Origin of the sequence: Hansschlegelia beijingensis (genome assembly GCF_014196425.1) — a bacterium.
GTDB lineage: Bacteria > Pseudomonadota > Alphaproteobacteria > Rhizobiales > Methylopilaceae > Methylopila > Methylopila beijingensis.
In genome coordinates, this window is the sequence record NZ_JACIDR010000001.1 from 370,044 (window position 1) to 391,521 (window position 21,478).

The following is a 21,478-nucleotide window of genomic DNA, read 5'->3' on the forward strand; positions in this document are numbered from 1 at the left end:
ACCGCTACGCCGCCAACCGACTGGCCGCCTCCGGCGCGCCGCGCCGGCGCTCGGCCGCCTCCAGGCGGAACGAGGCGAACAGCACGACGCCCCCGGCGACCGCGAGCAGCGCTCCGACCGCGCCGGGGGAGGTCCAGCCGAAGCCCATCGCGATCGCGGCGCCGCCAAGCCAGGCGCCGAGCGCGTTGGCGAGGTTGAAGGCGGAGTGGTTGAGCGCCGCCGCGAGCGTCTGGGCGTCGCCCGCGACGTCCATCAGCCGGGTCTGGAGCGCCGGCCCCATCGCGATGCAGCCGCCGATCAGGAACAGGTTGATCGCCGCGCTCCAGCTCGCCGCCGAGGTGAACACGAACGCGCCCAGCACCGCGCCGTTCCAGACCAGCGCCCCGACCAGCGTCGCCTTGAGCGCCCTGTCCGATAGCCAGCCGCCCGCGACGTTGCCGACGATCATGCCGAGCCCGAGCAGCGCGAGCATCGGCGGCACCATCGACAGGCTGAGGCCGGTGACGTCGGTCAGCGTCGGCGTCACGTAGCTGTAGACGGCGAACATGCCGCCGAAGCCGATCGCTGCGACGCCCAGCGTCAGCCAGACCTGCGGCCGGCGCAGCGCGCCGAGCTCACGGCGCGGGCTGGCGCCTTCCGGCGCCGGGATCTCGGGCGTGAACAGCCGCACCGACAGGGCCGTGAGCGCGGCGAGCGCCGCCACCACCAGGAAGGTCGTGCGCCAGCCGAATTCCTGCCCGAGCCAGGTCGCGAACGGCACGCCCACGACATTGGCGACGCTCAGGCCGAGCAGCACGTTCGCCACCGCCCGGGCGCGCCTGGCGGGCGGCACGAGCGCGGCCGCGGCCAGCATGGCCACGCCGAAATAGGCCCCGTGGGGCAGGCCGGCGATGAAGCGGGCGGCGATCACGCTCTCGTAGCTGGAGGCGAGGGCGCTGAGCAGGTTGCCGACGCCGAACACCGCCATCAGACCGATCAGCAGCATCCGCCGCGGCGCCCTGGCGAGCGCCACGGTGATCGCGGGCGCGCCCACCACCACGCCCAGCGCATAGGCCGAGATCATGTGGCCGGCTTCCGGGATGCTGACGTCGACGGCCGTCGCGACGGACGGGAGAATCCCCATCGCGGCGAACTCGCCGGTGCCGATGGCGAATCCGCCGATCGCCAGGGCGAGCTGCCCGAGGGCGGCGCCATGAGGCGCTTCCATCGGCGCCGCCGCAAGCTCGGCCTCGGCGGCGGCGAGGTCGGCGGGATCGGAAAGGCGGCGCTCGGCGGCGGTCATAGGCGCTCGGCGTGATATCGGCAGAGCCGGCGAAGCTGGGCCTGTCCCCCGTCTGTTGCAATGCAGCAGCCGCGCATGGCGGCCATACGCCTCACCTGTGTGCGGCCCCGCATCGCAAAGCCGTGCGGGCGGCGCTAAGGTCGGGCGGGAAACGACGGACGATTCCGATGCAAGCCTATCTCGAGCTCCTGCGCCGCATCCTCGATGAGGGCGCGCGCAAGGAGGACCGCACCGGCACCGGCACGCTCTCGATCTTCGGCGCGCAGCTGCGCTTCGACCTCAGCCGCGGCTTCCCGCTCGTCACCACCAAGCGGCTGCACCTCAAGTCGATCATCCACGAGCTGATCTGGTTCCTGCGCGGCGACACCAATGTCGGCTATCTGCGGGAGAACGGCGTCACGATCTGGGACGAGTGGGCGGACGCCAACGGCGATCTCGGGCCGGTCTACGGCAAGCAGTGGCGCTCCTGGGCGGCGCCCGACGGCCGCGCGATCGACCAGCTGGCGGGCGTGCTGGCGGAGCTTCGCCGCAACCCGTCGTCGCGCCGTCTCGTGGTGTCGGCCTGGAACCCGGCCGATCTGCCCGATATGGCGCTGGCGCCATGCCACTGCCTGTTCCAGTTCCACGTCTCGGAGGGGCGGCTCTCCTGCCAGCTCTACCAGCGTTCGGCGGACGTGTTCCTGGGCGTGCCGTTCAACATCGCGTCCTACGCGTTGCTGACCCATCTGGCGGCGCGGGACGCCGGGCTTGAGCCGGGCGACTTCATCCACAGCTTCGGCGACGTCCATCTCTACCTGAACCATGTCGAGCAGGCCCGCGAACAGCTGACGCGCGACCCGCGGCCCCTGCCGAGGCTGCGGCTGAACCCCGCCGTCCGCTCGCTGTTCGACGTCGCCTATGAGGACATCTCGATCGAAGGCTACGATCCGCATCCGGCCATCAAGGCGCCGGTCGCCGTATAGGCGCCGCGCGGCCGGCCGACCCCGTTCCGGCGCGGGAACGGGTATTGGAAGGCCTTCAGGGACGTGGCGAGCCACGTCCAGACGGTGTATCGCGTGAGCGGGGCCGGGGCGGCCCGACTCACAGGTTCTGGTGGACAACGCGCCATCGCCCGCGCGTTCGGGGACAGGGACGGACAGAGATGAACCTCAGGATCGCGGCGCTGGCGGCCGCTCTGCTGGCCGGAAGCGTGGGAACGGCGTTCGCGCTCAGCACGCCGGCCGTGTTCGCGCAGACCGAGCAGGCTCTTCGGGCCAAGCTGAAGTCGGCCTACGCCGGCCAGCCGGCCCGCTTCGGCTTCGAGAACTTCCGCCGCCGCACCAACGGCAAGGACGAGGCGGTCTGCGGCCAGGCCACGATCTATATCGGCCGCGACAAGCCGAGCCTCGTGCGCTTCGTGTATCGCTACAATTCCGGCGACGCGGCGATCGAGACGCTGAACGCAGGCGAGACCGCGACCGTCCAGAAGCTCTGGACGCCGCTGTGCCTGCGCGGACGGCCGATCGAGTGAGGGTTCCGATCGCAATCGTCGCGGCGGTCGCGTCGAACCGGGTCATCGGCCGTGACAACGGGATGCCCTGGCGGCTCCCGAGCGACCTGAAGCGGTTCAAGGCGATCACCTGGGGCAAGCCGCTGATCGTCGGCCGCCGCAGTCATGCGGCGATCGGGCGGCCCTTGCCCGGGCGCGAGACCATCGTGCTGACCCGCGACAGGGCCTTCCAGGAGGAGGGCGTGCATGTCGCCCACGACCTGAAGGACGCGCTGGGCCTCGCCGAGGCGATCGCGGAGGGGATGGGGGCGGACGAGATCATCAGCGTCGGCGGCGGCGAGATCTACGAGCTGACCCTGCCGCTGGCGACCGTGATGCACCTGACCGAGATCGACGCCGCCCCGGACGGCGACGTGCTGTTCCCGGAATACGACGCCTCCCAGTGGCGCGAGACCTTCCGCGAGGAGCATGCGGCCGGCGGCCGGGACGAGTATGGCTTCACCTTCCGGGACTTGGTCCGCACACGTGGCGCTTGAGAGGACGTGATCGGATCCATGCCGAATTCCGATTGACGGGCCGGCGCCGGCGCCCCACTGGCTGAGCGCCGGCGTTGAACGCGCGCGCAGCGGGTATATCCTGCGCCCGCCGGCCACTGACGTAGCAAGGAGTCTTGATGCCCTGGAGCAACCAGAGTGGCGGCGGCGGGCCGTGGCGCAACCAGGGCGGACCCTGGGGGCAGGGCCCGCAGCAGCCGGGACCGACCCCTCCGGACCTCGAGGACATGCTGCGCCGCGCCCAGGAGCGGTTCCGCACGATGCTGCCGGGCGGCGGCGGCGGCGGCCGTGGCCTTCTCGCCCTCGTCTTCCTCGGCCTGATCGGCTGGGGCCTCTCCGGCTTCTACAAGGTGGAGGCGGATGAAGAGGGCGTCGTGCTGCGCTTCGGCAAGTATGTCGGCACCACCCAGCCGGGCCTGAATTATCATCTTCCCTATCCGATCGAGACCGTGCTGACCCCCAAGGTCACCACGCAGAACTCGATCGAGGTCGGCATGCGCAGCGGCCCCGGCGGAACGCGCGGCGCAAGCCGCGACATCCCGCAGGAGAGCCTGATGCTGACCGGCGACGAGAACATCGTCGACGTCAACTTCTCGGTCGTCTGGGTGATCAAGCCCGCCAACGGCGCGACCGGCCAGCCGAGCGGCGCCGCCGACTATCTGTTCAACCTCGAGAATCCCGAAGCCACCATCAAGGCCGTCGCCGAGAGCTCCATGCGCGAGGTGGTGGGCCGCTCGCGCCTCCAGCAGATCCTCACCGAGGGCACGCCGGAGACCGAGAGCGTGGCCCAGCCGCTGGCACCCGACGCGCCGCCGGTCGAACCCGTCGGCCCGCAGGTCGAGGCGCAGCCTGCGGCGGTCACCGCCGCGGCCGTTCGCGAGCTGATGCAGAAGACGCTCGACAGCTACCGCGCCGGCGTCGACATCACCCAGGTCCAGCTCCAGAAGATCGCGCCGCCGAGCGAGGTGCTGAGCGCCTTCCGCGAGGTGCAGGTGGCGCAGGCCGACCGCATCCGTCTGACCAACGAGGCGCAGGCCTACGCCAACCGCGTCGTGCCGGAAGCGCGCGGCAAGGCGGCCCAGGCGACCCAGGCGGCGGAGGGCTACAAGGCCTCCGTGGTCGCGGCCGCGCAGGGCCAGGCGTCTCGCTTCCGCGAGGTCGCCGCCGCCTACGACCAGTCGCCGGCCGTCACCCGCGAACGGCTGTTCCTCGAGACCATGGAGCGCATCTACGGCGCCGTCGACAAGGTGATCATCGATCCGAAGGCGAGCGGGCAGGGCATCGTGCCGTTCCTGCCGCTTGATCAACTGCAGAAGTCGGGGCGCAACGCTCCCGCGGCCGAAGCGACGGGAGCCGCGCAATGAACCGCAGCGTGTTTGGCGGCTTCTTCGCCGCGATCGTCCTGTTCGCGCTGGTCGCGCTCTACAGCGCGCTCTACACCGTCTACCAGACCCAGCAGGTCATCGTGCTGCGCTTCGGCCAGCCGGTCGCCACCGTCACCGAGCCGGGCCTGCACGTGAAGATGCCCTTCATCGAGACCGTGACGCGGATCGACAAGCGCATCCTCGACCTCGACATGCCCGAGCGGGAGGCCACCACCAACGACCAGAAGCGGCTCGTGGTGGACGCCTTCTCGCGCTACCGCATCACCAACCCGCTGCGCTTCAGGCAGGCGGTCGGGTCGATCGAGCAGGCGAATGCGCGGCTGACCAACGTGCTCACCGACGCGCTCCTGGAGGTGATCCGTTCCTCGACCTTCCAGCAGATCGTGCGCGACCGGCGCGATCAGATCATGGAGCGCATCCGGGACCAGGCGAACCGCGAGGCCGACCGCTTCGGCATCCAGGTCGTCGACGTCCTGATCCGCCGCGCGGACCTGCCGGAGCAGAACTCGAAGGCGGTGTTCGAGCGCATGGAGTCCGAGCGCGCGCAGGAGGCGGCTGAGATCCGCGCCCGCGGCGCCGAGCAGGCGCAGGGCATCCGGGCGCGCGCCGACCGCGACTCGCAGGTGATCATCGCCAACGCCAACCGCGACGCGGACATCGTGCGCGGCCAGGGCGAGGCCGAGAAGACGCGGATCCTCGCCGAGGCCTACAGCTCCAATCAGAGCTTCTTCGAGTTCTACCGCTCGATGCAGGCTTACGAGACCGCGCTGAAGAACGGCACCCGGCTCGTGCTGGCGCCCGACAACGCGTTCCTCCGGTTCTTCCAGCAGCCCGCTGGCGCCCAGGGCGCGCCGGCCGCGCCGACAGGCGCGCCGCCGGCGCAATGACGGACTTCTTCGCGGCTCTCGGGCTGGTCCTGGCGATCGAGGGACTTGTGTTCGCCGGGTTCCCCGGGGCCGCGAAGCGCGCCAGCCAGAACATCGTGGCCACTCCGGATCAAACGTTGCGGCTGATCGGAGTGGCTTCGGCCGCGCTCGGCGTCCTGATCGTCTGGATGGTCCGCGGCTGAGGGCAGCCTCCCGGTCAGGCATGCTCTGGCCGCGTGGCGGGACGTCGTGCTAAACCGCGCCGTCCCCGCCATGGAGCTCGCCCGGATGGACGGTCCGACCGACCCTGCGCTGCATCTCATGCAGGCCTATATCGACGGCGCGCTTGTGGGCGAGCCGACCGAGCCGGTGACCGACCCGGCCACCGGCCGTCTCGTCGGCCGCGTGCCTGATCTCGGCGCGGAGCACGCCGCGCAGGCGATCGACGCCGCGCAGCGCGCGTTCCGTCCGTGGGCGGCGAAGACCGCCAAGGAGCGGTCCGCGATCCTCCGGCGCTGGTTCGATCTCGTCATCGCCAACAAGGAGGAGCTCGCGCTCCTGATGACGCGCGAGCAGGGCAAGCCGCTCGCCGAGGCCCGCGGCGAGATCGACTACGCCGCCTCGTTCATCGAGTTTTACGCCGAAGAGGCGAAACGCGTCTCGGGCGACACCCTGCCGACCCACCGCGCCGACGCGCGCATCCTGGTGCTGCGGCAGCCGGCCGGCGTGGTGGCGGCGATCACGCCGTGGAACTTCCCGGCGGCGATGATCACGCGCAAATGCGCGCCGGCGCTCGCGGTCGGCTGCACCTTCGTGGTGAAGCCCGCGATGGAGACGCCGCTCACCGCGCTCGCGCTGGCGCGCCTCGCCGAGGAGGCGGGGTTCCCGAAGGGCGTCTTCAACGTCGTCACCGGACAGGACGCGGCGGCGATCGGCAAGGTGTTCACCAGCCACCCGGCGGTCAGGGTCGTGTCCTTCACGGGCTCCACGGAGGTCGGCAAGATCCTGATGAGCCAGGCCGCGGCCGGCGTGAAGCGGGTCGCCCTGGAGCTCGGCGGCAACGCGCCGTTCATCGTCTTCGACGACGCCGACCTCGACGCTGCGGTCGAGGGCGCGATGGTGTCAAAGTACCGCAACATGGGCCAGACCTGCGTCTGCGCCAATCGCATCTATGTCCAGTCCGGCGTCTATGACGCTTTTCTCGAGAAGCTGACCCGCGCGGTCTCCCGGCTCAAGGTCGGCTCCGGGACCGAGGAGGGCGTGACCCAGGGGCCGCTGATCACGCTCGAGGCCGTCGAGAAGGTCGAGCGTCACCTCGGCGACGCAGTGTCCAAGGGCGCGCGCGTCCTCGCCGGCGGCAAGCGCCATGCGCTCGGCGGCTCCTTCTTCGAGCCGACGGTCGTGGCGGACGTCACGCAAGACATGGCGGTCGCGCGGGAAGAGACCTTCGGCCCCGTCGCGCCGGTGTTCCGCTTTGAAACCGAGCAGCAGGCGATCGAATACGCCAACGCGACGGAGTTTGGTCTCGCGGCTTACTTCTATGCGCGGGACGTGGGACGGATATTCCGGGTCGCGGAGGCCCTTGAATACGGCATGGTCGGCATCAACTCTGGTCTGATATCGACCGAGCTGGCGCCCTTTGGGGGCGTCAAGGAAAGCGGTCACGGCCGCGAGGGATCGCAGCGCGGCGTCGACGAGTTCGTCGACATCAAATATCTGCTCGTCGCCGGCATCTCCGGCTGAAAGGACGGGACGTCTTGAGCATTCAGGATTTCAAGCGCGCAGCCGCGGAGGCGGCGCTCGCGCATGTCGAGCCCGGCATGAAGCTCGGCCTCGGCACAGGCTCGACCGCGGCGATTTTCGTGGAGTTGCTAGGCCAGAAGGTCGAACAGGGGCTGGACGTCGTCGGCGTGCCGACCTCCGAGGCGACGCGCGAACTCGCCGAGCGCTTCGGCGTCCCGCTGACGACGATGAAGGACGAGCCGGAGCTCGACCTCACCATCGACGGCGCCGACGAGGTCGACCCGCAGCTCCGGCTGATCAAGGGCGGCGGAGGCGCGCTGCTGCGCGAGAAGATCGTCGCCTGCGCCAGCAAGCGGATGATCGTCATCGCGGACGAGAGCAAGCGCGTCGAGCGGCTCGGCAAGTTCCCGCTCCCGATCGAGGTCGTTCCGTTCGGCAAGGAGTCCACGTTGCGCGCGATCGCCAAGCTCGCGCTCCGACTCGGGCTGGAGGGCGAGGTGGTGCTGCGCCGCTCCGAGGACGGCTGCCCGGTTGTGACCGACAGCGGGCACGTCATTCTCGACGGCCATTTCCACCGGATCGACGATCCCGAGGGGCTCGCGGCCGCGCTTGTCAGCCTTCCGGGCGTCGTCGAGCACGGCCTGTTCCTCGGGCTCGCCAGCCTTGCGATCATCGCCGGCGAGAACGGCGTTTCGACCATCGAGCCAACCCAGTTCCAGCAATCCCCCAGGAGGATCGCATGATCCTGTCGCTCGCTCCGCGTCGCGCCGCGTCGGCGGTTCTGTTCGCAGCCGTCATGGCGTGCGCGCCGGCTTCGGCGGCGGACCTCAAGCTGGCGAGGCAGGTCGTCGAGGTCTCCGGAGCGGCTTCGAGCTTCAAGGACATCGTGCCGATCTTCCTCGATGAGGCGAAGCGCACCTTCGTCCGCACCAACCCGGAGCTCTCGGGCGATCTGGATCAGGCGATCAAGACCCTGACCCCGGAGTTCGAGCAGCGGCGGGAGCAACTCCTCGATGAGATCGCGAGGGCCTACGCGGCCCGCTTCTCCGAGCAGGAGCTCATGGAGATCAAGACGTTCTACGAGACCCCGACCGGCGCGAAGCTGGTCAAGGCCCTGCCGGGCATCCTCCAGGAAAGCTACGACAAGACCAACGCCTGGAGCCGCCAGATGAGCCAGGACGTGGTCACGCGCCTGCGCGAGGAGCTGAAGAAAAAAGGTCACGACTTGTGACCTGGCGCGAGGAGCGCGACTGCATTGAGTGAGTACGACGTCGACCTCTTCGTGATCGGCGCGGGGTCCGGCGGGGTTCGGGCCGCGCGCATCGCGGCGGGCCATGGCGCGCGCGTCGCGATCGCGGAGGAATTCCGCATCGGAGGCACCTGCGTCATTCGCGGCTGCGTGCCGAAGAAGCTGCTGGTCTACGCCAGCCGGTTCCCGGACGCCTTCGAGGACGCGGAGGGTTTCGGCTGGACCCTGCCGCAGGCGCCGCAGTTCTCATGGCCGGCGCTGATCTCCGCCAAGGACCGGGAGATCGCGCGGCTGTCCGGTCTCTACGAAGCCAATCTCGAGCGCTCCAACGTCGTCGTGCACCAGCAGCGCGCCGTCATCGACGGCCCTCACGCGGTGCGGCTCGCGGACGGCTCCCGCATCACCGCGGGGGCGATCGTGATCGCCGTCGGCGGCTATCCGGTGACGATGGAGTTCCCCGGCTTCGAGCTCGCGATCTCCTCCAACGAAGCGCTCGATCTCCCTGAGCTGCCTGAGCGAATTATTGTCCAGGGCGGCGGCTATATCGCGGTCGAGTTCGCCTCAGTGTTCGCGGCCCTCGGGGTCGAGACCACGCTGATCCACCGCGGCGGCAAGGTGCTGCGCGGCTTTGACGAGGATCTGCGGGACGACGTCCAGGAGGCGATGGCCCGGCGCGGCGTGAAGTTCCTGATGAACGACCATGTGGTCGCGATCGAACGGACCGAGGCCGGCAAGCTGGTCCGCACCGATTGCGGCGCGACGCTCGAGGCGGGCGAGGTCATGATGGCGATCGGCCGCCGGCCGCTGACGGCCGGGCTCGGCCTCGAGTCCGTGGGGGTCGAGCCGGACCACAAGGGCGCGATCGCCGTCGACGAATACTCGCGCACCTCGGCGCCCTCGATCTACGCGATCGGCGACGTCACCAACCGGATGAACCTCACCCCCATCGCGATCCGCGAGGGCCATGCGCTCGCGGACACGCTGTTCGGCGGCCGCCCGACGTCGATCGACTACGCCAACGTGCCGACGGCGGTCTTCACGACGCCGGAGATCGGCACCGTCGGCCTGAGCGAGGAGCAGGCCCGCGAAAGCGGTCGCGCGATCGACATCTACAAGACCCGCTTCCGGCCCATGAAGGCGACGCTGTCGGGCGCCGAGGGGCGGATGCTGATGAAGCTCGTCGTCGACGCGCAGAGCGACCGGGTGCTGGGCGTCCATGTCCTCGGCGAGGACGCCGCCGAGATCGTTCAGGTCGCGGCGATCGCGGTGAAGATGGGCGCGACGAAGGCCGACTTCGACGCGACGGTCGCCCTCCATCCCACGGCCAGTGAGGAGCTCGTCACCTTGCGCACGAAATGGACGGGGGCTTGAGGCCAGCCGCCACGGCGTCCCGGCCGGCGCGGGAGGCTGCGAGCGAAACGCCGCTGACCGAGGCGCGCAAGCGGCAGATTGTGGTCGGCGTGCTGGTCGCGATGCTGCTCGCCGCGCTCGACCAGACCATCGTGGCCCCGGCCATGACCACGATCGGGCAGAGCCTCGGGTACATCGAATATCTGCCCTGGGTGATCTCGGCCTATTTCGTGACCGCGACCGCCGTCACGCCGCTCTACGGCAAGCTCGCCGACATCCACGGCCGGCGGACCATGATGGTCCTGGCGGTCGTGATCTTCGTCGTGGCGTCGGTGCTGTGCGCGCTGGCCTCGACCCTGTGGGCGCTGATCCTCGCCCGCGCGCTTCAGGGGCTTGGCGGCGGCGGGCTGATCGCGCTCGCCCAGACCATCATGGGCGACCTCGTCCCGCCGAAGCAGCGCGCGAAATACGCGGCGCAGATCTCCGCCGTGTGGGCGACCGCGAGCGTGCTCGGTCCGCTCGTCGGCGGCGTGTTCGCGCAGCACCTGCACTGGTCGCTGGTGTTCTGGATCAACCTGCCGCTCGGCGTCGCGGCGCTCTGGGTGATGAACGCGCCGCTGAAGGATCTGCCGTTCCACCGCCACCCGCACCGGCTCGACGCGCCGGGCGCGGCGCTCGTCGTGCTCGGCACGTCGATCGCCATGCTGGCGCTGTCGATCGGCCGCCAGGGCGGCGACTGGTTCTCGCCGACCGTGCTCGCCCTCACGGGGGCCTCGCTGCTGTCATGGCTGCTGTTCGGCGTGCGGCTGAAGACTTTCGCGGAGCCGCTGATCCCGATCGAGGTGCTGCGCGACAGGGTGGTGCTGTGCGGCACGCTCACGGTCGCGATGGGCATGGCGAGCTTCGTCGGCCTGGCGGCGATCGCGCCGATCTATTTCGAGGTGCAGAATCAGGTCAGCCCGGACGTCGCCGCTCTCGGCCTGATCGGCATGGCGGCCGGATCGGTCTCCGGCGCGGCGCTGACCGGCCGCTCGATTCCGAAGCTCGTGCACTATAGGCGCCCCGCGCTGTTCGGCCTGGCGCTGTCGGCGGCCGCCCTGGCGGCTCTCGCGGCGACGATCGAGATGCGCTCCTTCGCGCTCGCCGACGGGCTGCTGTTTCTGTTCGGGCTGGGCCTCGGGCCGATCTTCCCGACCGTGACGGTGAGCGTGCAGAACGCCGTGGCCCGGCGCGATCTCGGGGCGGCCACCGGGCTGCTGGCCTTCCTCCGCTCGCTCGGCTCCGCCTTCGGGGTCGCGATCCTCGGCGCGATCGTGCTCGGCGCGGGCGGCGAGGGGGTGACGGCGGCGGGGCTCGACATCGACCCGTCCGACTTCCGGCTCGCCTTCATCGCGGCCCTGATCGCGACCCTGATCGGCCTCGGCTGCCTCGCCGCCATGCCCGAGCGCCCGCTGCGCGACACGATCGAGCCGCACGTCTCCGGCGACTGACGGGTGGCGATGTCGGGCCGGCGGTGCTAGAAGCCCGCCAACGAGCGGCCGCCTGCGGCCGGGCGACGCATGGTCGTTTCCGCGAAGAGCCGCTCGGTCGACCAAATGGAGCAGGACATGTCGGAGCGTTGGAGCCCGTCGAGCTGGCGCGACAAGCCGATCGAGCAGTCGCCGGTCTATCCGGACCACGCGGCCCTCGGCGCCGCCGAGGCGCAGCTCGCGAGCTTTCCCCCGCTCGTCTTCGCGGGCGAGGCGCGCAAGCTGAAGCGTCAGCTCGCCAAGGTCGCGGCGGGCGAGGCCTTCCTGCTGCAGGGCGGCGACTGCGCCGAGGCCTTCGCGGAGCATTCCGCCGACAACATCCGCGACTTCTTCCGCGTGCTGCTGCAGATGGCGGTGGTGCTGACCTATGCGGCCGCCTCGCCGGTGGTGAAGGTCGGCCGCGTGGCGGGCCAGTTCGCCAAGCCCCGTTCGTCCCCGACCGAGGTCATCGACGGCGTCGAGCTGCCGATCTATCGCGGCGACATCGTCAACGGCACCGAGCCGACGCCTGAGGCGCGCATTCCCGACCCGCGCCGCCAGCTCGAGGCCTACCGGCAATCGGCCGCGACGCTCAACCTGCTGCGCGCCTTCGCGAATGGCGGCTACGCCAATCTCGATTTCGTGCACCAGTGGATGCTCGGCTTCGTGAAGGAGAGCCCGCAGTCCGGCCGCTACCGCGAGGTCGCCGACCGGATCGCCGAGGCGCTCGACTTCATGCGCGCCTGCGGCATCGACCCGGAGTCGCATCCCGAGCTCAAGACCACGGATTTCTTCACCAGCCACGAGGCGCTGCTGCTCGGCTATGAGCAGGCGCTGACCCGCGTGGATTCCACGACCGGCGACTGGTACGCGACCTCCGGCCACATGATCTGGATCGGCGACCGCACCCGGCAGCTCGACCACGCCCATGTCGAATACGCCCGCGGCGTGAAGAACCCGGTCGGCCTGAAGTGCGGACCGTCGCTCAAGCCGGACGACCTGATGCGTCTCATTGAGACGCTCGACCCGGACAACGAGCCGGGGCGGCTGACGCTGATCGCGCGGTTCGGCGCCGACAAGGTGTTCGACCACCTGCCGGCCCTGGTGCGCGCCGTGAAGGCCGAGGGCCGCAGCGTCGTGTGGTCGTGCGATCCGATGCACGGCAACACGATCAAGTCGGCCTCCGGCTACAAGACCCGGCCGTTCGAGCGCATCCTGCAGGAGGCGAGGGCGTTCTTCGAGGTGCACCGCGCCGAGGGGACCTACGCCGGCGGCATCCATGTCGAGATGACGGGCAAGAACGTCACCGAATGCACGGGCGGCGCCCGGGCGATCTCGGACTCGGATCTGCACGACCGCTACCACACGCACTGCGACCCGCGGCTCAACGCCGAGCAGGCGATCGAACTCGCATTCCTGGTGGCCGAGGAGCTCAAGAAGGAGCGTCTGGCGCGCGGGCCGCGGCAGGTCATCGCGGCGGAGTGAACGGAACGCGCGGCGGGGGCGAACAGCGAGCAGGGTTCAAGCGTTCACTTCGTGGCAGAGGGTAAGGCGACGGTCATCCGACCGGCGTCCCCGACACGCCAGGGAGGAAAGAAGATGCGAAAGCGTCTGATGCTGCCCGCCGTTCTCACCGTCGCCGCCTGCCTGTCCGGCGCAGGTTTCGCCGCCGCGCAGGCCGGGCCCCCGCCGCCCCCGCCGCCGCCTCAGGGCGGTCCCGGCGGCCCCGGCCCTGGGCCAGGCGGTCCCGGCCCCGGCATGCGCGGCATGCCGATGCACGGCATGCACGGGATGCGCGGCATGTCCCACCACGGCATGCGCGGCGCGCGCCGCGCGATGTGGCTCGCCGAGCGTCTTTCGGCCATGGAGACCCTGCTCGGCATCCGGCCCGACCAGCTCGACGCCTGGCGCGCCTTCACGGCGGCCGCGATCAACTTCGTCTCGCCGTTGCGGCCAAAGCCGCCCGCGGAGGGCGACAAGCCGGATGATGGCGGCGGGGCCTTCGCCCTCGCCGAACGCATGGCCGACAGGGCGATAGCGCGGGCCGACAGGGCCAAGGCCCTGAAGGACGCGATCGCGGCGCTTCGCCAGAAGCTGACGCCGGAGCAGCTCGAACGCGTCAAGTCGGTGGAGGCCGAGATGCGCGGCCGCTTCCATGGTCGTGGCCACGGGCCGATGCACGGCCCCGGTGGGCCGGGGGCCGGCGGGCCCGGGCCGGATGGACCTGACGGGCCCGATGGGCCCGATGGACCGGGGCCGGATGGGCCGCCGGAGCCCGACCAGCAGTAGCGGTCCCGCCAAGCGGGACATGAGCCTCGAAGGCCTCGCAGTCCGCTGCGGGGCCTTCTTCTTGGGGGCTGGCGATTGCCCGCGGGCGGGCGGGCGGCTAGACGACCTGATGCCACGCTTCCCTGCGCCGACCCTGACCAGGAACTCGCCCGAGACACCCGCTTGCGCGTGGCTGACCCCATGAACGTCTACCGCTTCGCCCCGTCGCCCACGGGCTATCTCCACCTCGGCAACGCCCGCACGCTGCTGCTCAACGCGCTGCCGGCGCGCGCTGGGGGCAAGTTCATCCTGCGGCTCGACGACACCGACGCGGCGCGCGTGCGCGAGGAGTTCGTCGCGGGCATCCGGGAGGATCTGGCCTGGCTCGGGATCGCGCCCGACGAGGAGCGCCGCCAGTCGGAGCGGGAGGAGATCTACCGCGCCGCCTTCGAGCGGCTGCGCGCCGCCGGCCGCATCTACCCGGCTTACGAGACGCCGGAGGAGCTCGAACGGGCGCGCAGGCTTGCGCGGCTCTCGGGTCGGCCCCCGGTCTATGACCGGCGCGCGCTCAGGCTGACGGAGGCGGAACGGGCGGCGCTCGAGGCGGAAGGCCGGCGGCCGCACTGGCGCTTCCGGCTCTCCGAAGGCCGGATCGGCTGGCCGGACGGTTTCCGGGGACCGCAGGAGATCGATCTCGCGAGCCTCTCGGATCCGGTGATCGTGCGCGACGACGGCGCGTTCCTCTATGTCTTCAGCAGCGTCGTGGACGACGCCGACCTCGGCGTCACCTCGGTGGTGCGCGGCGAGGACCACGTCACCAACACCGCCGTCCAGCTCGACATGTTCGCGGCGCTCGGCGCGACCCCGCCGGCTTTCGCGCACCACAACCTGCTGACGAGGGCGGACGGCGAGGGGCTTTCGAAGCGGCAGGGCAGCCTGTCGCTGCGATCGCTTCGCGAACAGGGCGTCGAGCCGCTGGCGGTCGCAGCCTATGCGGCGCTGATCGGCAGCTCCGAGGCGGTGCGGCCGGTCGCGGATCTCGGCGAGCTCGCGGCTCTGGTCGCGTCCGCCCGCCCGTCGCGCGCGCCGGCGCGGATCGATCCGGACGAACTCGCCGCGCTCTCGGCCAAGACCGTCCATGCGCTCGATTTCCAGGCGGTCGCGCCCCGGCTCGAACAGCTCGGCGTGGGCGGCGGCGCCGTGTTCTGGGAGACCGTGCGCGGCAACCTCGCGACCTTGGCGGAGGCCGCGGACTGGTGGCGTATCGCGCGCGAGGCGGCCGCGCCCTCGTCGCCAGCCCTCGAAGACGTTCCGCTGCTCGCCGAGGCCGTGCGGTCGCTGCCGGCCGAGCCCTGGGACGAAACGACGTGGAAGAGCTGGACCGCCGGCCTTTCGGCCGCGACCGGACGAAAGGGGCGCGCGCTGTTCGCGCCGCTCCGGCTCGCGCTCACGGGTCTGCCCCACGGGCCCGAACTCGCCCGCCTGCTGCCGTTCATCGGGCGTGAGCGCGCGCTCGCGCGGCTCACGGAAGCTCAGCTTCGCGCAGCCTCGTCCTCGCCGGCCGAAGGCGACGGCTGATCGCGCAGCCAGCGGACGACGCCGTCGGCCGCCGCCGCTCCGGTGGCGAAGCATGCCTGCAGCAGATAGCCGCCGGTCGGCGCTTCCCAGTCGAGCATCTCCCCGGCCACGAACACGCCGGGCTTGCGCACGAGCATGAAGCGGTCGTCGATCTGGTCCAGGCGCACGCCGCCTGCGGTCGAGATCGCCTTCTCCAGACCGTAAGGCGCGACAAGGGTTAGGGGCAGATTCTTGATGCGCCGTGCGAGCTCTGCCGCCTCCTCGGGCAGGGGCCCGGCCTCGCGCAGGAGCGCCACGGCGACCGGCGGCAGCGCCGCGGCCTTGCGCAGATGGGTCGACCATGAACGGGACCCGCGCGAAGCGGCGAGCCGCCGCGCGAGTTCGTCCTGCGAGAGATCGGGCCGGAGGTCGAGCAGCGGCCGGGCCGATCCGTCGCGCTCGATGGCGTCGCGCAGCTGCGCGGAGAGGGCATAGATCAGCCCGCCCTCGATCCCCTCGCGGGTCACGATGGCCTCGCCGCGGGCTCGGCGGCCCTCGAACGAAAGAGCTGCGCGCTTGATCGGCTCGCCGGCGAAGCGCTCGCTGAGATGCTGCGACCAGCGCACGACGAAGCCGCAATTCGCCGGCCGCAGCGTCGCCGCCTCGACGCCTTCAGCCGCCAGGATCTCCAGCCAGCCGCCGTCGGAGCCGAGCCGTGGCCAGCTGGCGCCGCCGAGCGCCAGCACCACCGCGTCGGCCTTGACCGCGACCGCTCCTTCCGGAGCCTCGAACAGCAGGCCGCCATCGGGGGCGAACCCCGTCCAGCGATGCCGGAGACGAAACTCCACGCCGAGCTCCGCCAGCCGCCGGAGCCAGGCGCGCAGCAGCGGCGACGCCTTCAGGGGCCGGGGGAAGACGCGGCCGCTCGTGCCCACGAAGGTCTCGACCCCGAGCCCCTCGCACCAGGCGATCAGCTCAGCGGGCGAGAAGGCCTGCAAGGCGCGCTCGAGCGCCTGGCGGGCGCTCCCGTATCGCTCCAGCAGGCGCTCGAACGGCTCCGAATGGGTGAGATTGAGGCCGCCCCGGCCGGCGAGCAGGAACTTGCGCGCAGGCGCGGCCATGCGGTCGTAGACCGTGACCGCGCAGCCGGACGCGGCCAGCCGTTCGGCGGCGATCAGCCCGGCGGGGCCCGCTCCGACGATCGCGACCCGGCGTCGCGGCGAGCCCGGCCGGGCCGTTTCCGCGTCCGTCACAGGGGCCGATCCGGCCGGACCGCGCGAACGAGAAACGCCCGACGATCAGGGCGCTTACCCCCTGATTTCTCAGTGCTCATTGTCTTTTCTTTAAGGCGTTTTTGCTAGACCGGGCAGGATCGCGTCAGTCCGACGAGAGGCTTCCGGCGGCTACCTGCGCCGGCCAGTCATCGTCATTCGCACGGTTTACGCGAGCGAGGCCGGCGCGGCCAAGAGGTTTCGACGACCGACATGCCGCTGATCTGCATCCTGGACGACCGCGTCACCAACCGGAACATCTTCGCCAAACTCGCGGCGTCGATCGAGCCGGACGTGACCGTGCGCGCGTTCGGCAGCCCGCTCGAGGCGCTCGCCTGGATGGCGGAGAACACGCCCGACCTCGTCATCACCGACTTCAAGATGCCGGAGCTCGACGGCGCGGAGTTCACGCGCCGCTTCCGGTCGCTGCGGGGCTGCGAGGACGTCCCCGTCGTGGTGCTGACGGTCTACGAGGAGCGCAGCTTCCGCCTCAGCGCGCTGGAGGCCGGCGCGACCGACTTCCTGCAGAGCCCGGTCGATCATCACGAGTTCCTGACCCGGGCGCGCAACCTGCTGAAGATGCGCCGCCAGCAGCTGGTCATCGCCAGCCGGGCCGTGACGCTCGAGAAGGAGCTGCGCAGCAGCGAGCGCTCGCGCCAGCAGGCGCTGCGCGATTCCTCGGAGCGTCTCGCGCAGGTGATCGACACCGTGCCGGCGATGATCAGCGCCGCCGACCGCGCCGGCCGCTGCATCTTCGTCAACGCCTACCAGGCCGCCCTGAAGGGGCTCGAGGCGCCGGCGCTGCTCGGCCGCTCGGCGATCGACATGTTCGGGCCCGAGCACGGCGCCCGCAGCGCGGCGCTCGACCGGCTGATCTGCGAGAGCGGCGCCACGATCCCGTCCTTCGAGGAGGAGATCGTCACCCGGGGCGGCGAGCGGCGCTGCTTCCTGACCACCAAGGCGCCGCTGCGCGACGCCGCCGGCGACATCGTCGCGGTGCTCACCACCTCGCTCGACATCACGGACCGCAAGCGGGCGGAGGGCCATCTCCGGCATCTCGCGCACCACGACGCGCTGACCGACCTGCCGAACCGCGCGCTGCTGCACGAGCGGGTGCGCCACGAGATCGCGCATGCGCGCCGCACCGACCGCAAGTTCGCGCTGCACCTGTTCGACCTCGACCGCTTCAAGGGCATCAACGACGTGCTCGGCCACCATGTCGGCGATCGGCTGCTGCGCGCGGTCGCCGACCGGCTGCGGGCGACGGTGCGGGACAGCGATACGGTGGCTCGCCTCGGCGGCGACGAGTTCGCGATCCTCCAGGCCAATGTGCTCACCGTCGACGATACCACGGAGCTCGCCCGCAGGGTGCGCGAGGCGCTCGCCATCCCGTTCCGTTTCGACGGCGAGGAGGTCTCGACCTCGGCCAGCATCGGCATCGCGCTGTTCCCGGACAACGGCTTCGACGTCGACGACCTGCTCAAGAACGCCGACCTCGCGATGTACCGCGCCAAGGCGGACGGCCGCGACGGCTTCCGCGCCTTCGCGGCCGACATGGACACCAGCGCCCGCGCCATCACGGTGCTGGAGAGCGATCTGCGCCGCGCCCTGGTCCGCAATGAGTTCGAACTGCACTACCAGCCGCAGGTCGACCTCGCGACCGGCCGCATCGTCGGCGCGGAGGCGCTGATCCGGTGGCGGCGGGAGAACGGCGATCTGGTGAGCCCGGGCGAGTTCCTGCCGCGCGCCGAGGAGAACGGCCTGATCGTCCCGATCAACGAGTGGGTGCTGCGGGAGGCCTGCTCGCAGGCCGCCTCCTGGCCGAAGCTCGGGCTTCCGCCGATCCGCATCGCGGTCAACCTCTCGGGCGTCCAGTTCCGCAAGGTCGACGTCCGGCAGGTGGTGCTCGACGCGCTGGAGGCCTCCGAGCTCGACCCGACGCGGCTCGAACTCGAGCTGACCGAGACCATCCTGCTGCAGGACACCGGCACGGTCGTCGGGCAGCTCAAGGCGCTGCAGGAGCGCGGCGTCACCTTCTCGATCGACGACTTCGGCACCGGCTACTCGTCGCTGGCCTATGTGAAGAACTTCCCCGTCGACCGGCTGAAGATCGACCGCAGCTTCGTCGACAACCTCAAGAACGACGCCAACGACGCCGCGATCGTGCGCGCCATCATCAATCTCGGGCACAGCCTCGATCTCGAGGTCATCGCGGAGGGCGTGGAGACCGCCGCGCAGGTGGCGCATCTGCGCGCCGAGGGCTGCGACGAGGTCCAGGGTTTCTATTTCGGGCGGCCCATGCGCGCTCCCGACCTCGTGGAGCTGGTCCGGCGCGAGACGCTGCTGGTCCGGACTGCATGATGAGGCGCCGGTCGAAGGCCGCGGCGGCGCAGCAGACGCCGCGTCGCCCGTCGCTTCTCAGAAGGATGATGACGCGTCTCCGGAACAGGCCGGACGGCGAGCACGAGATGGCGCTCAACCGCCTGGTGCTGGCGTTGCTGGTGCTCGGCTATCTGAGCGTCCAAGCCTATGAGGAGAGCAACCCGTTCACCGGGCCGTTCGAGATCACGGCCGCCTACACGCTCGGCGCGATCGGCTTCCTCGCGCACATGCTCTGGCGGCCGGGCTCCTCGCTGCCGCGTCGCACGATCGCGATGGTGTTCGACTTCGCCGGCATCTCCTATTGCCTGCACGCTGGCGGGGCCATGACGGCGATCATCTACCCGACCTATCTGTGGGTGATCTTCGGCAACGGCTTCCGCTTCGGGATTCCCTCCCTGCTCGGGGCCGCCTCGGTCGGCATCGCGAGCTTCGCGGTGGTGATCGCGACCACGCCCTACTGGCACGACAATCTCGGCCTCTCGCTCGGCCTGCTGTTCGGGCTGCTGGTGCTGCCCGCCTATGCGGCGACGCTCATCAAGAAGCTGCAGCGCGCGAAGCTCGCCGCCGAGGAGGCGAGCCGGGCGAAGAGCCAGTTCCTGGCGAGCGTGAGCCATGAGCTGCGCACGCCGCTCAACGCCGTCATCGGCCTGACCGACCTGCTGGACGCCACCGAGCTCGATCCGGAGCAGCGCGACATGGTGCGCACCACGGGCGAGTCCGGCCGGGTGCTGCTCGGGCTGATCGACGAGCTGCTGACCTTCAGCCGCATCGAGGCGGGCCGGATGCCGACGAACATCGTCGACTTCGACCTGCACGAACTGCTCGCGGGCGTCCGCGGCCTGCTGACGACGCAGGCCCGCACCAAGGATCTCCGCTTCGGGATCCACGTGACGCCGCGCACGCCGTTCCGGCTGCGGGGCGAGTCCCGGCAGATCCGTGACGTGCTGCTCAACCTCGCGGGCAACGCGGTCAAGTTCACGGAGCAGGGCGGCGTCGCGGTCAGCGTCGATCTGGTCGGCGGCTCGGACGAGCGGCCGCGGCTGCGCTTCGAAGTCTCCGACACCGGCATCGGCATCGCGCCCGAGGCACGCAGCCGGATCTTCGACAGCTTCACGCAGGCCGACGAGACGATCATCAACAGCTACGGCGGGACCGGCCTCGGCCTCGCCATCTGCAAGCAACTCGTCGAGCATCAGGGCGGGACCATCGAGCTCGAGAGCGAGCCCGGAATTGGCAGCACCTTCGCGTTCGAGCTCGATCTCGCCGCCGCCCAGGATCCGGCCACGATCCCGGAGCGCGTGGAGGCGCAGGTCGTCGCCCTCGCGCCGCGACCGGACGCAGCGGCCGCGCTCGCGCAGGCTCTGCGGGACATCGGCGTCGAGGCGGCCCCGGCCGTCGACGTCCGTTCGGCGGTGCGGCTGCTGCGCGCGGAGCCGGGCGGGCGGCGCGTCGTGATGGTCGAGGCGCAGCCCGGCGAGGCCGACGCCGAGGCGCTGGCGCGCGCGGTCCGCGCGGCCGACACGGAGGAGCTCGTCGAGATCGCGCTCATCGACCGGTCGCTGGGGGCGGGCCTGCCGGAGATCGACCTTCGCCTGCTGTGCGCCTCGGCCGCGGCGCGGCCGAGCTCGGCCGAGCTCGCCGCCATGGTCAGGGCCGCAAGCGCGGGCTCGGGCGGACGGCTGGGCGCGCGTCGCGTCGCCGGCGAGGTGAAGCTCGCGGAACGCCGGCTCGCCATCCTGGTCGCCGAGGACAACCGCACCAACCAGAAGGTCATCACCAAGATCCTCGAGCGCGCCGGCCACGAGGTCCGCATCGCGGACAATGGCGAACTTGCGCTCGACGCGCTGACCGAGCGGCAGTTCGACCTGGTGCTGATGGACGTCAACATGCCGGTCCTGGACGGCATCGAGTGCGCCAAGCTCTATCGCTTCGCCTCGATCGGGAAGGCGCGGACGCCGATCGTCGCGCTGACGGCCGACGCCACTCCGGCCGCGCGCGAGCGCTGTCTCGAGGCCGGCATGGACGCCTGCCTGACGAAGCCGATCGAGCCGGACCGGCTGCTTGCGATCATCGACGAGGTCACGGCCGGCGCGCCCGGGCACGCGACGGCCGAGGCCGAGGCGGCCGCGGCGGAGCCGCTGCACCCGGTCGACGACGAGCTCGTCGCCAACATCGCCGCGCATCCGAACTTCCGCCCCGCGCGCCGCGCGGTGGTCGACAAGCGCACGCTGTCCGACCTCGAGGACCTCGGCGGCAAGGAGTTCGTCGGCGATCTCGTGGGCGAATTCATCGGCGAGGCCGCCGGCGTGCTCAAGGCGCTGAACGACGCGGTCCGGCATGGCGAGCCCGGCGCGTTCCGCGAGCAGGCCCACGCGCTGCGCAGCGGCGCGGCGAATATCGGCGCGCGCGGCATCTACGAGATCTGCCTGTCGTGCCGGAACTTCGACGCGCGCGAGCTCGCCGCGCACGGCGCCGAGCGCGTCAGCAGGCTCGAAGCGGAGTTCGACAGGGTCCGCAAGACGCTGCTGCGGCAGTTCCCGGATCGCGAGGAGCGCCAGGGGGAAGGCGGCTAGC

Annotated in this window: 18 protein-coding genes; 16 read left to right on the forward strand and 2 right to left on the reverse strand. The window is 70.9% G+C overall.

The features are described 5' to 3' along the window. Nucleotides 1-4: 4 nt before the first annotated feature. Nucleotides 5-1,282, reverse strand: a complete 1,278-nt coding sequence (locus GGR24_RS01720; protein ID WP_183393564.1) for an MFS transporter — start codon at nt 1,280-1,282, stop codon at nt 5-7. A gap of 167 nt (nt 1,283-1,449) precedes the next feature. Between GGR24_RS01720 and GGR24_RS01725 the strand changes: the two genes are divergently transcribed. The 14 genes from GGR24_RS01725 to GGR24_RS01790 all read left to right on the forward strand — a co-directional run bounded on the left by GGR24_RS01725 (nt 1,450) and on the right by GGR24_RS01790 (nt 15,272). Then, nucleotides 1,450-2,244, forward strand: coding sequence for a thymidylate synthase (locus GGR24_RS01725; RefSeq protein ID WP_183393565.1), 795 nt, complete (start codon nt 1,450-1,452; stop codon nt 2,242-2,244). A gap of 179 nt (nt 2,245-2,423) precedes the next feature. After that, nucleotides 2,424-2,792 (forward strand): hypothetical protein, encoded by a 369-nt coding sequence (locus GGR24_RS01730; RefSeq protein WP_183393566.1) that lies wholly within the window; start codon nt 2,424-2,426, stop codon nt 2,790-2,792. Continuing rightward, nucleotides 2,789-3,307 carry a dihydrofolate reductase gene (locus GGR24_RS01735; RefSeq protein ID WP_183393567.1) on the forward strand — a complete coding sequence of 173 codons (519 nt, stop codon included), beginning with the start codon at nt 2,789-2,791 and terminating at the stop codon, nt 3,305-3,307. The genes GGR24_RS01730 and GGR24_RS01735 overlap by 4 nt, the downstream gene beginning before the upstream one ends. Nucleotides 3,308-3,444: 137 nt before the next feature. Next, the gene (locus GGR24_RS01740) at nt 3,445-4,689 is read left to right on the forward strand and encodes a protease modulator HflK (RefSeq protein WP_183393568.1); all 1,245 of its coding nucleotides are present in this window, start codon (nt 3,445-3,447) and stop codon (nt 4,687-4,689) included. Beyond that, entirely contained in the window at nt 4,686-5,597 is a 912-nt protein-coding gene (gene hflC / locus GGR24_RS01745; protein ID WP_183393569.1) for a protease modulator HflC, read from the forward strand. Before GGR24_RS01740 ends, hflC begins: the two co-directional genes overlap by 4 nt. Further along, on the forward strand, nt 5,594-5,779 hold the full coding sequence (locus tag GGR24_RS01750) for a DUF2065 domain-containing protein (RefSeq protein WP_183393570.1): 186 nt from the start codon (nt 5,594-5,596) through the stop codon (nt 5,777-5,779). The genes hflC and GGR24_RS01750 overlap by 4 nt, the downstream gene beginning before the upstream one ends. Before the next feature lie 85 nt (nt 5,780-5,864). Continuing rightward, nucleotides 5,865-7,319, forward strand: coding sequence for an NAD-dependent succinate-semialdehyde dehydrogenase (locus tag GGR24_RS01755; protein ID WP_183394434.1), 1,455 nt, complete (start codon nt 5,865-5,867; stop codon nt 7,317-7,319). A gap of 14 nt (nt 7,320-7,333) precedes the next feature. Next, nucleotides 7,334-8,062 carry a ribose-5-phosphate isomerase RpiA gene (rpiA, locus tag GGR24_RS01760; RefSeq protein WP_183393571.1) on the forward strand — a complete coding sequence of 243 codons (729 nt, stop codon included), beginning with the start codon at nt 7,334-7,336 and terminating at the stop codon, nt 8,060-8,062. Next, nucleotides 8,059-8,550, forward strand: coding sequence for a DUF2059 domain-containing protein (locus tag GGR24_RS01765; protein ID WP_183393572.1), 492 nt, complete (start codon nt 8,059-8,061; stop codon nt 8,548-8,550). The genes rpiA and GGR24_RS01765 overlap by 4 nt, the downstream gene beginning before the upstream one ends. A gap of 24 nt (nt 8,551-8,574) precedes the next feature. Continuing rightward, nucleotides 8,575-9,939, forward strand: a complete 1,365-nt coding sequence (gene gor, locus GGR24_RS01770; protein WP_183393573.1) for a glutathione-disulfide reductase — start codon at nt 8,575-8,577, stop codon at nt 9,937-9,939. After that, nucleotides 9,936-11,408, forward strand: a complete 1,473-nt coding sequence (locus GGR24_RS01775) for an MFS transporter (RefSeq protein WP_246397906.1) — start codon at nt 9,936-9,938, stop codon at nt 11,406-11,408. Before gor ends, GGR24_RS01775 begins: the two co-directional genes overlap by 4 nt. A gap of 117 nt (nt 11,409-11,525) precedes the next feature. Next, on the forward strand, nt 11,526-12,911 hold the full coding sequence (locus GGR24_RS01780) for a class II 3-deoxy-7-phosphoheptulonate synthase (RefSeq protein ID WP_183393575.1): 1,386 nt from the start codon (nt 11,526-11,528) through the stop codon (nt 12,909-12,911). A gap of 114 nt (nt 12,912-13,025) precedes the next feature. Then, nucleotides 13,026-13,715 (forward strand): Spy/CpxP family protein refolding chaperone, encoded by a 690-nt coding sequence (locus GGR24_RS01785; protein ID WP_183393576.1) that lies wholly within the window; start codon nt 13,026-13,028, stop codon nt 13,713-13,715. Nucleotides 13,716-13,895: 180 nt separating this feature from the next. Continuing rightward, the gene (locus GGR24_RS01790; protein WP_183394435.1) at nt 13,896-15,272 is read left to right on the forward strand and encodes a glutamate--tRNA ligase; all 1,377 of its coding nucleotides are present in this window, start codon (nt 13,896-13,898) and stop codon (nt 15,270-15,272) included. Here GGR24_RS01790 and GGR24_RS01795 read toward each other — a convergent pair. Then, the gene (locus GGR24_RS01795; protein ID WP_183393577.1) at nt 15,227-16,504 is read right to left on the reverse strand and encodes a TIGR03862 family flavoprotein; all 1,278 of its coding nucleotides are present in this window, start codon (nt 16,502-16,504) and stop codon (nt 15,227-15,229) included. The two genes, GGR24_RS01790 and GGR24_RS01795, sit on opposite strands and share 46 nt — an antisense overlap. 231 nt (nt 16,505-16,735) lie before the next feature. On the opposite strand from GGR24_RS01795, the gene GGR24_RS01800 reads away from it, so the two are divergent. Further along, nucleotides 16,736-18,883 (forward strand): putative bifunctional diguanylate cyclase/phosphodiesterase, encoded by a 2,148-nt coding sequence (locus tag GGR24_RS01800; protein WP_183393578.1) that lies wholly within the window; start codon nt 16,736-16,738, stop codon nt 18,881-18,883. Between the two features lie 65 nt (nt 18,884-18,948). Beyond that, nucleotides 18,949-21,477 (forward strand): hybrid sensor histidine kinase/response regulator, encoded by a 2,529-nt coding sequence (locus tag GGR24_RS01805; RefSeq protein ID WP_210286002.1) that lies wholly within the window; start codon nt 18,949-18,951, stop codon nt 21,475-21,477. Nucleotide 21,478: the final 1 nt, after the last annotated feature.

Bases quoted from the DNA above. Each gene is read 5' to 3' on its own strand.
- GGR24_RS01720 (WP_183393564.1), bottom strand. From the start codon at position 1,282: ATGACCGCCGCCGAGCGCCGCCTTTCCGATCCCGCCGACCTCGCCGCC.
- GGR24_RS01725 (WP_183393565.1), top strand. From the start codon at position 1,450: ATGCAAGCCTATCTCGAGCTCCTGCGCCGCATCCTCGATGAGGGCGCG.
- GGR24_RS01730 (WP_183393566.1), top strand. From the start codon at position 2,424: ATGAACCTCAGGATCGCGGCGCTGGCGGCCGCTCTGCTGGCCGGAAGC.
- GGR24_RS01740 (WP_183393568.1), top strand. From the start codon at position 3,445: ATGCCCTGGAGCAACCAGAGTGGCGGCGGCGGGCCGTGGCGCAACCAG.
- hflC (WP_183393569.1), top strand. From the start codon at position 4,686: ATGAACCGCAGCGTGTTTGGCGGCTTCTTCGCCGCGATCGTCCTGTTC.
- GGR24_RS01750 (WP_183393570.1), top strand. From the start codon at position 5,594: ATGACGGACTTCTTCGCGGCTCTCGGGCTGGTCCTGGCGATCGAGGGA.
- GGR24_RS01755 (WP_183394434.1), top strand. From the start codon at position 5,865: ATGGACGGTCCGACCGACCCTGCGCTGCATCTCATGCAGGCCTATATC.
- GGR24_RS01765 (WP_183393572.1), top strand. From the start codon at position 8,059: ATGATCCTGTCGCTCGCTCCGCGTCGCGCCGCGTCGGCGGTTCTGTTC.
- GGR24_RS01780 (WP_183393575.1), top strand. From the start codon at position 11,526: ATGTCGGAGCGTTGGAGCCCGTCGAGCTGGCGCGACAAGCCGATCGAG.
- GGR24_RS01785 (WP_183393576.1), top strand. From the start codon at position 13,026: ATGCGAAAGCGTCTGATGCTGCCCGCCGTTCTCACCGTCGCCGCCTGC.
- GGR24_RS01790 (WP_183394435.1), top strand. From the start codon at position 13,896: ATGAACGTCTACCGCTTCGCCCCGTCGCCCACGGGCTATCTCCACCTC.
- GGR24_RS01800 (WP_183393578.1), top strand. From the start codon at position 16,736: ATGCCGCTGATCTGCATCCTGGACGACCGCGTCACCAACCGGAACATC.
- GGR24_RS01805 (WP_210286002.1), top strand. From the start codon at position 18,949: ATGATGACGCGTCTCCGGAACAGGCCGGACGGCGAGCACGAGATGGCG.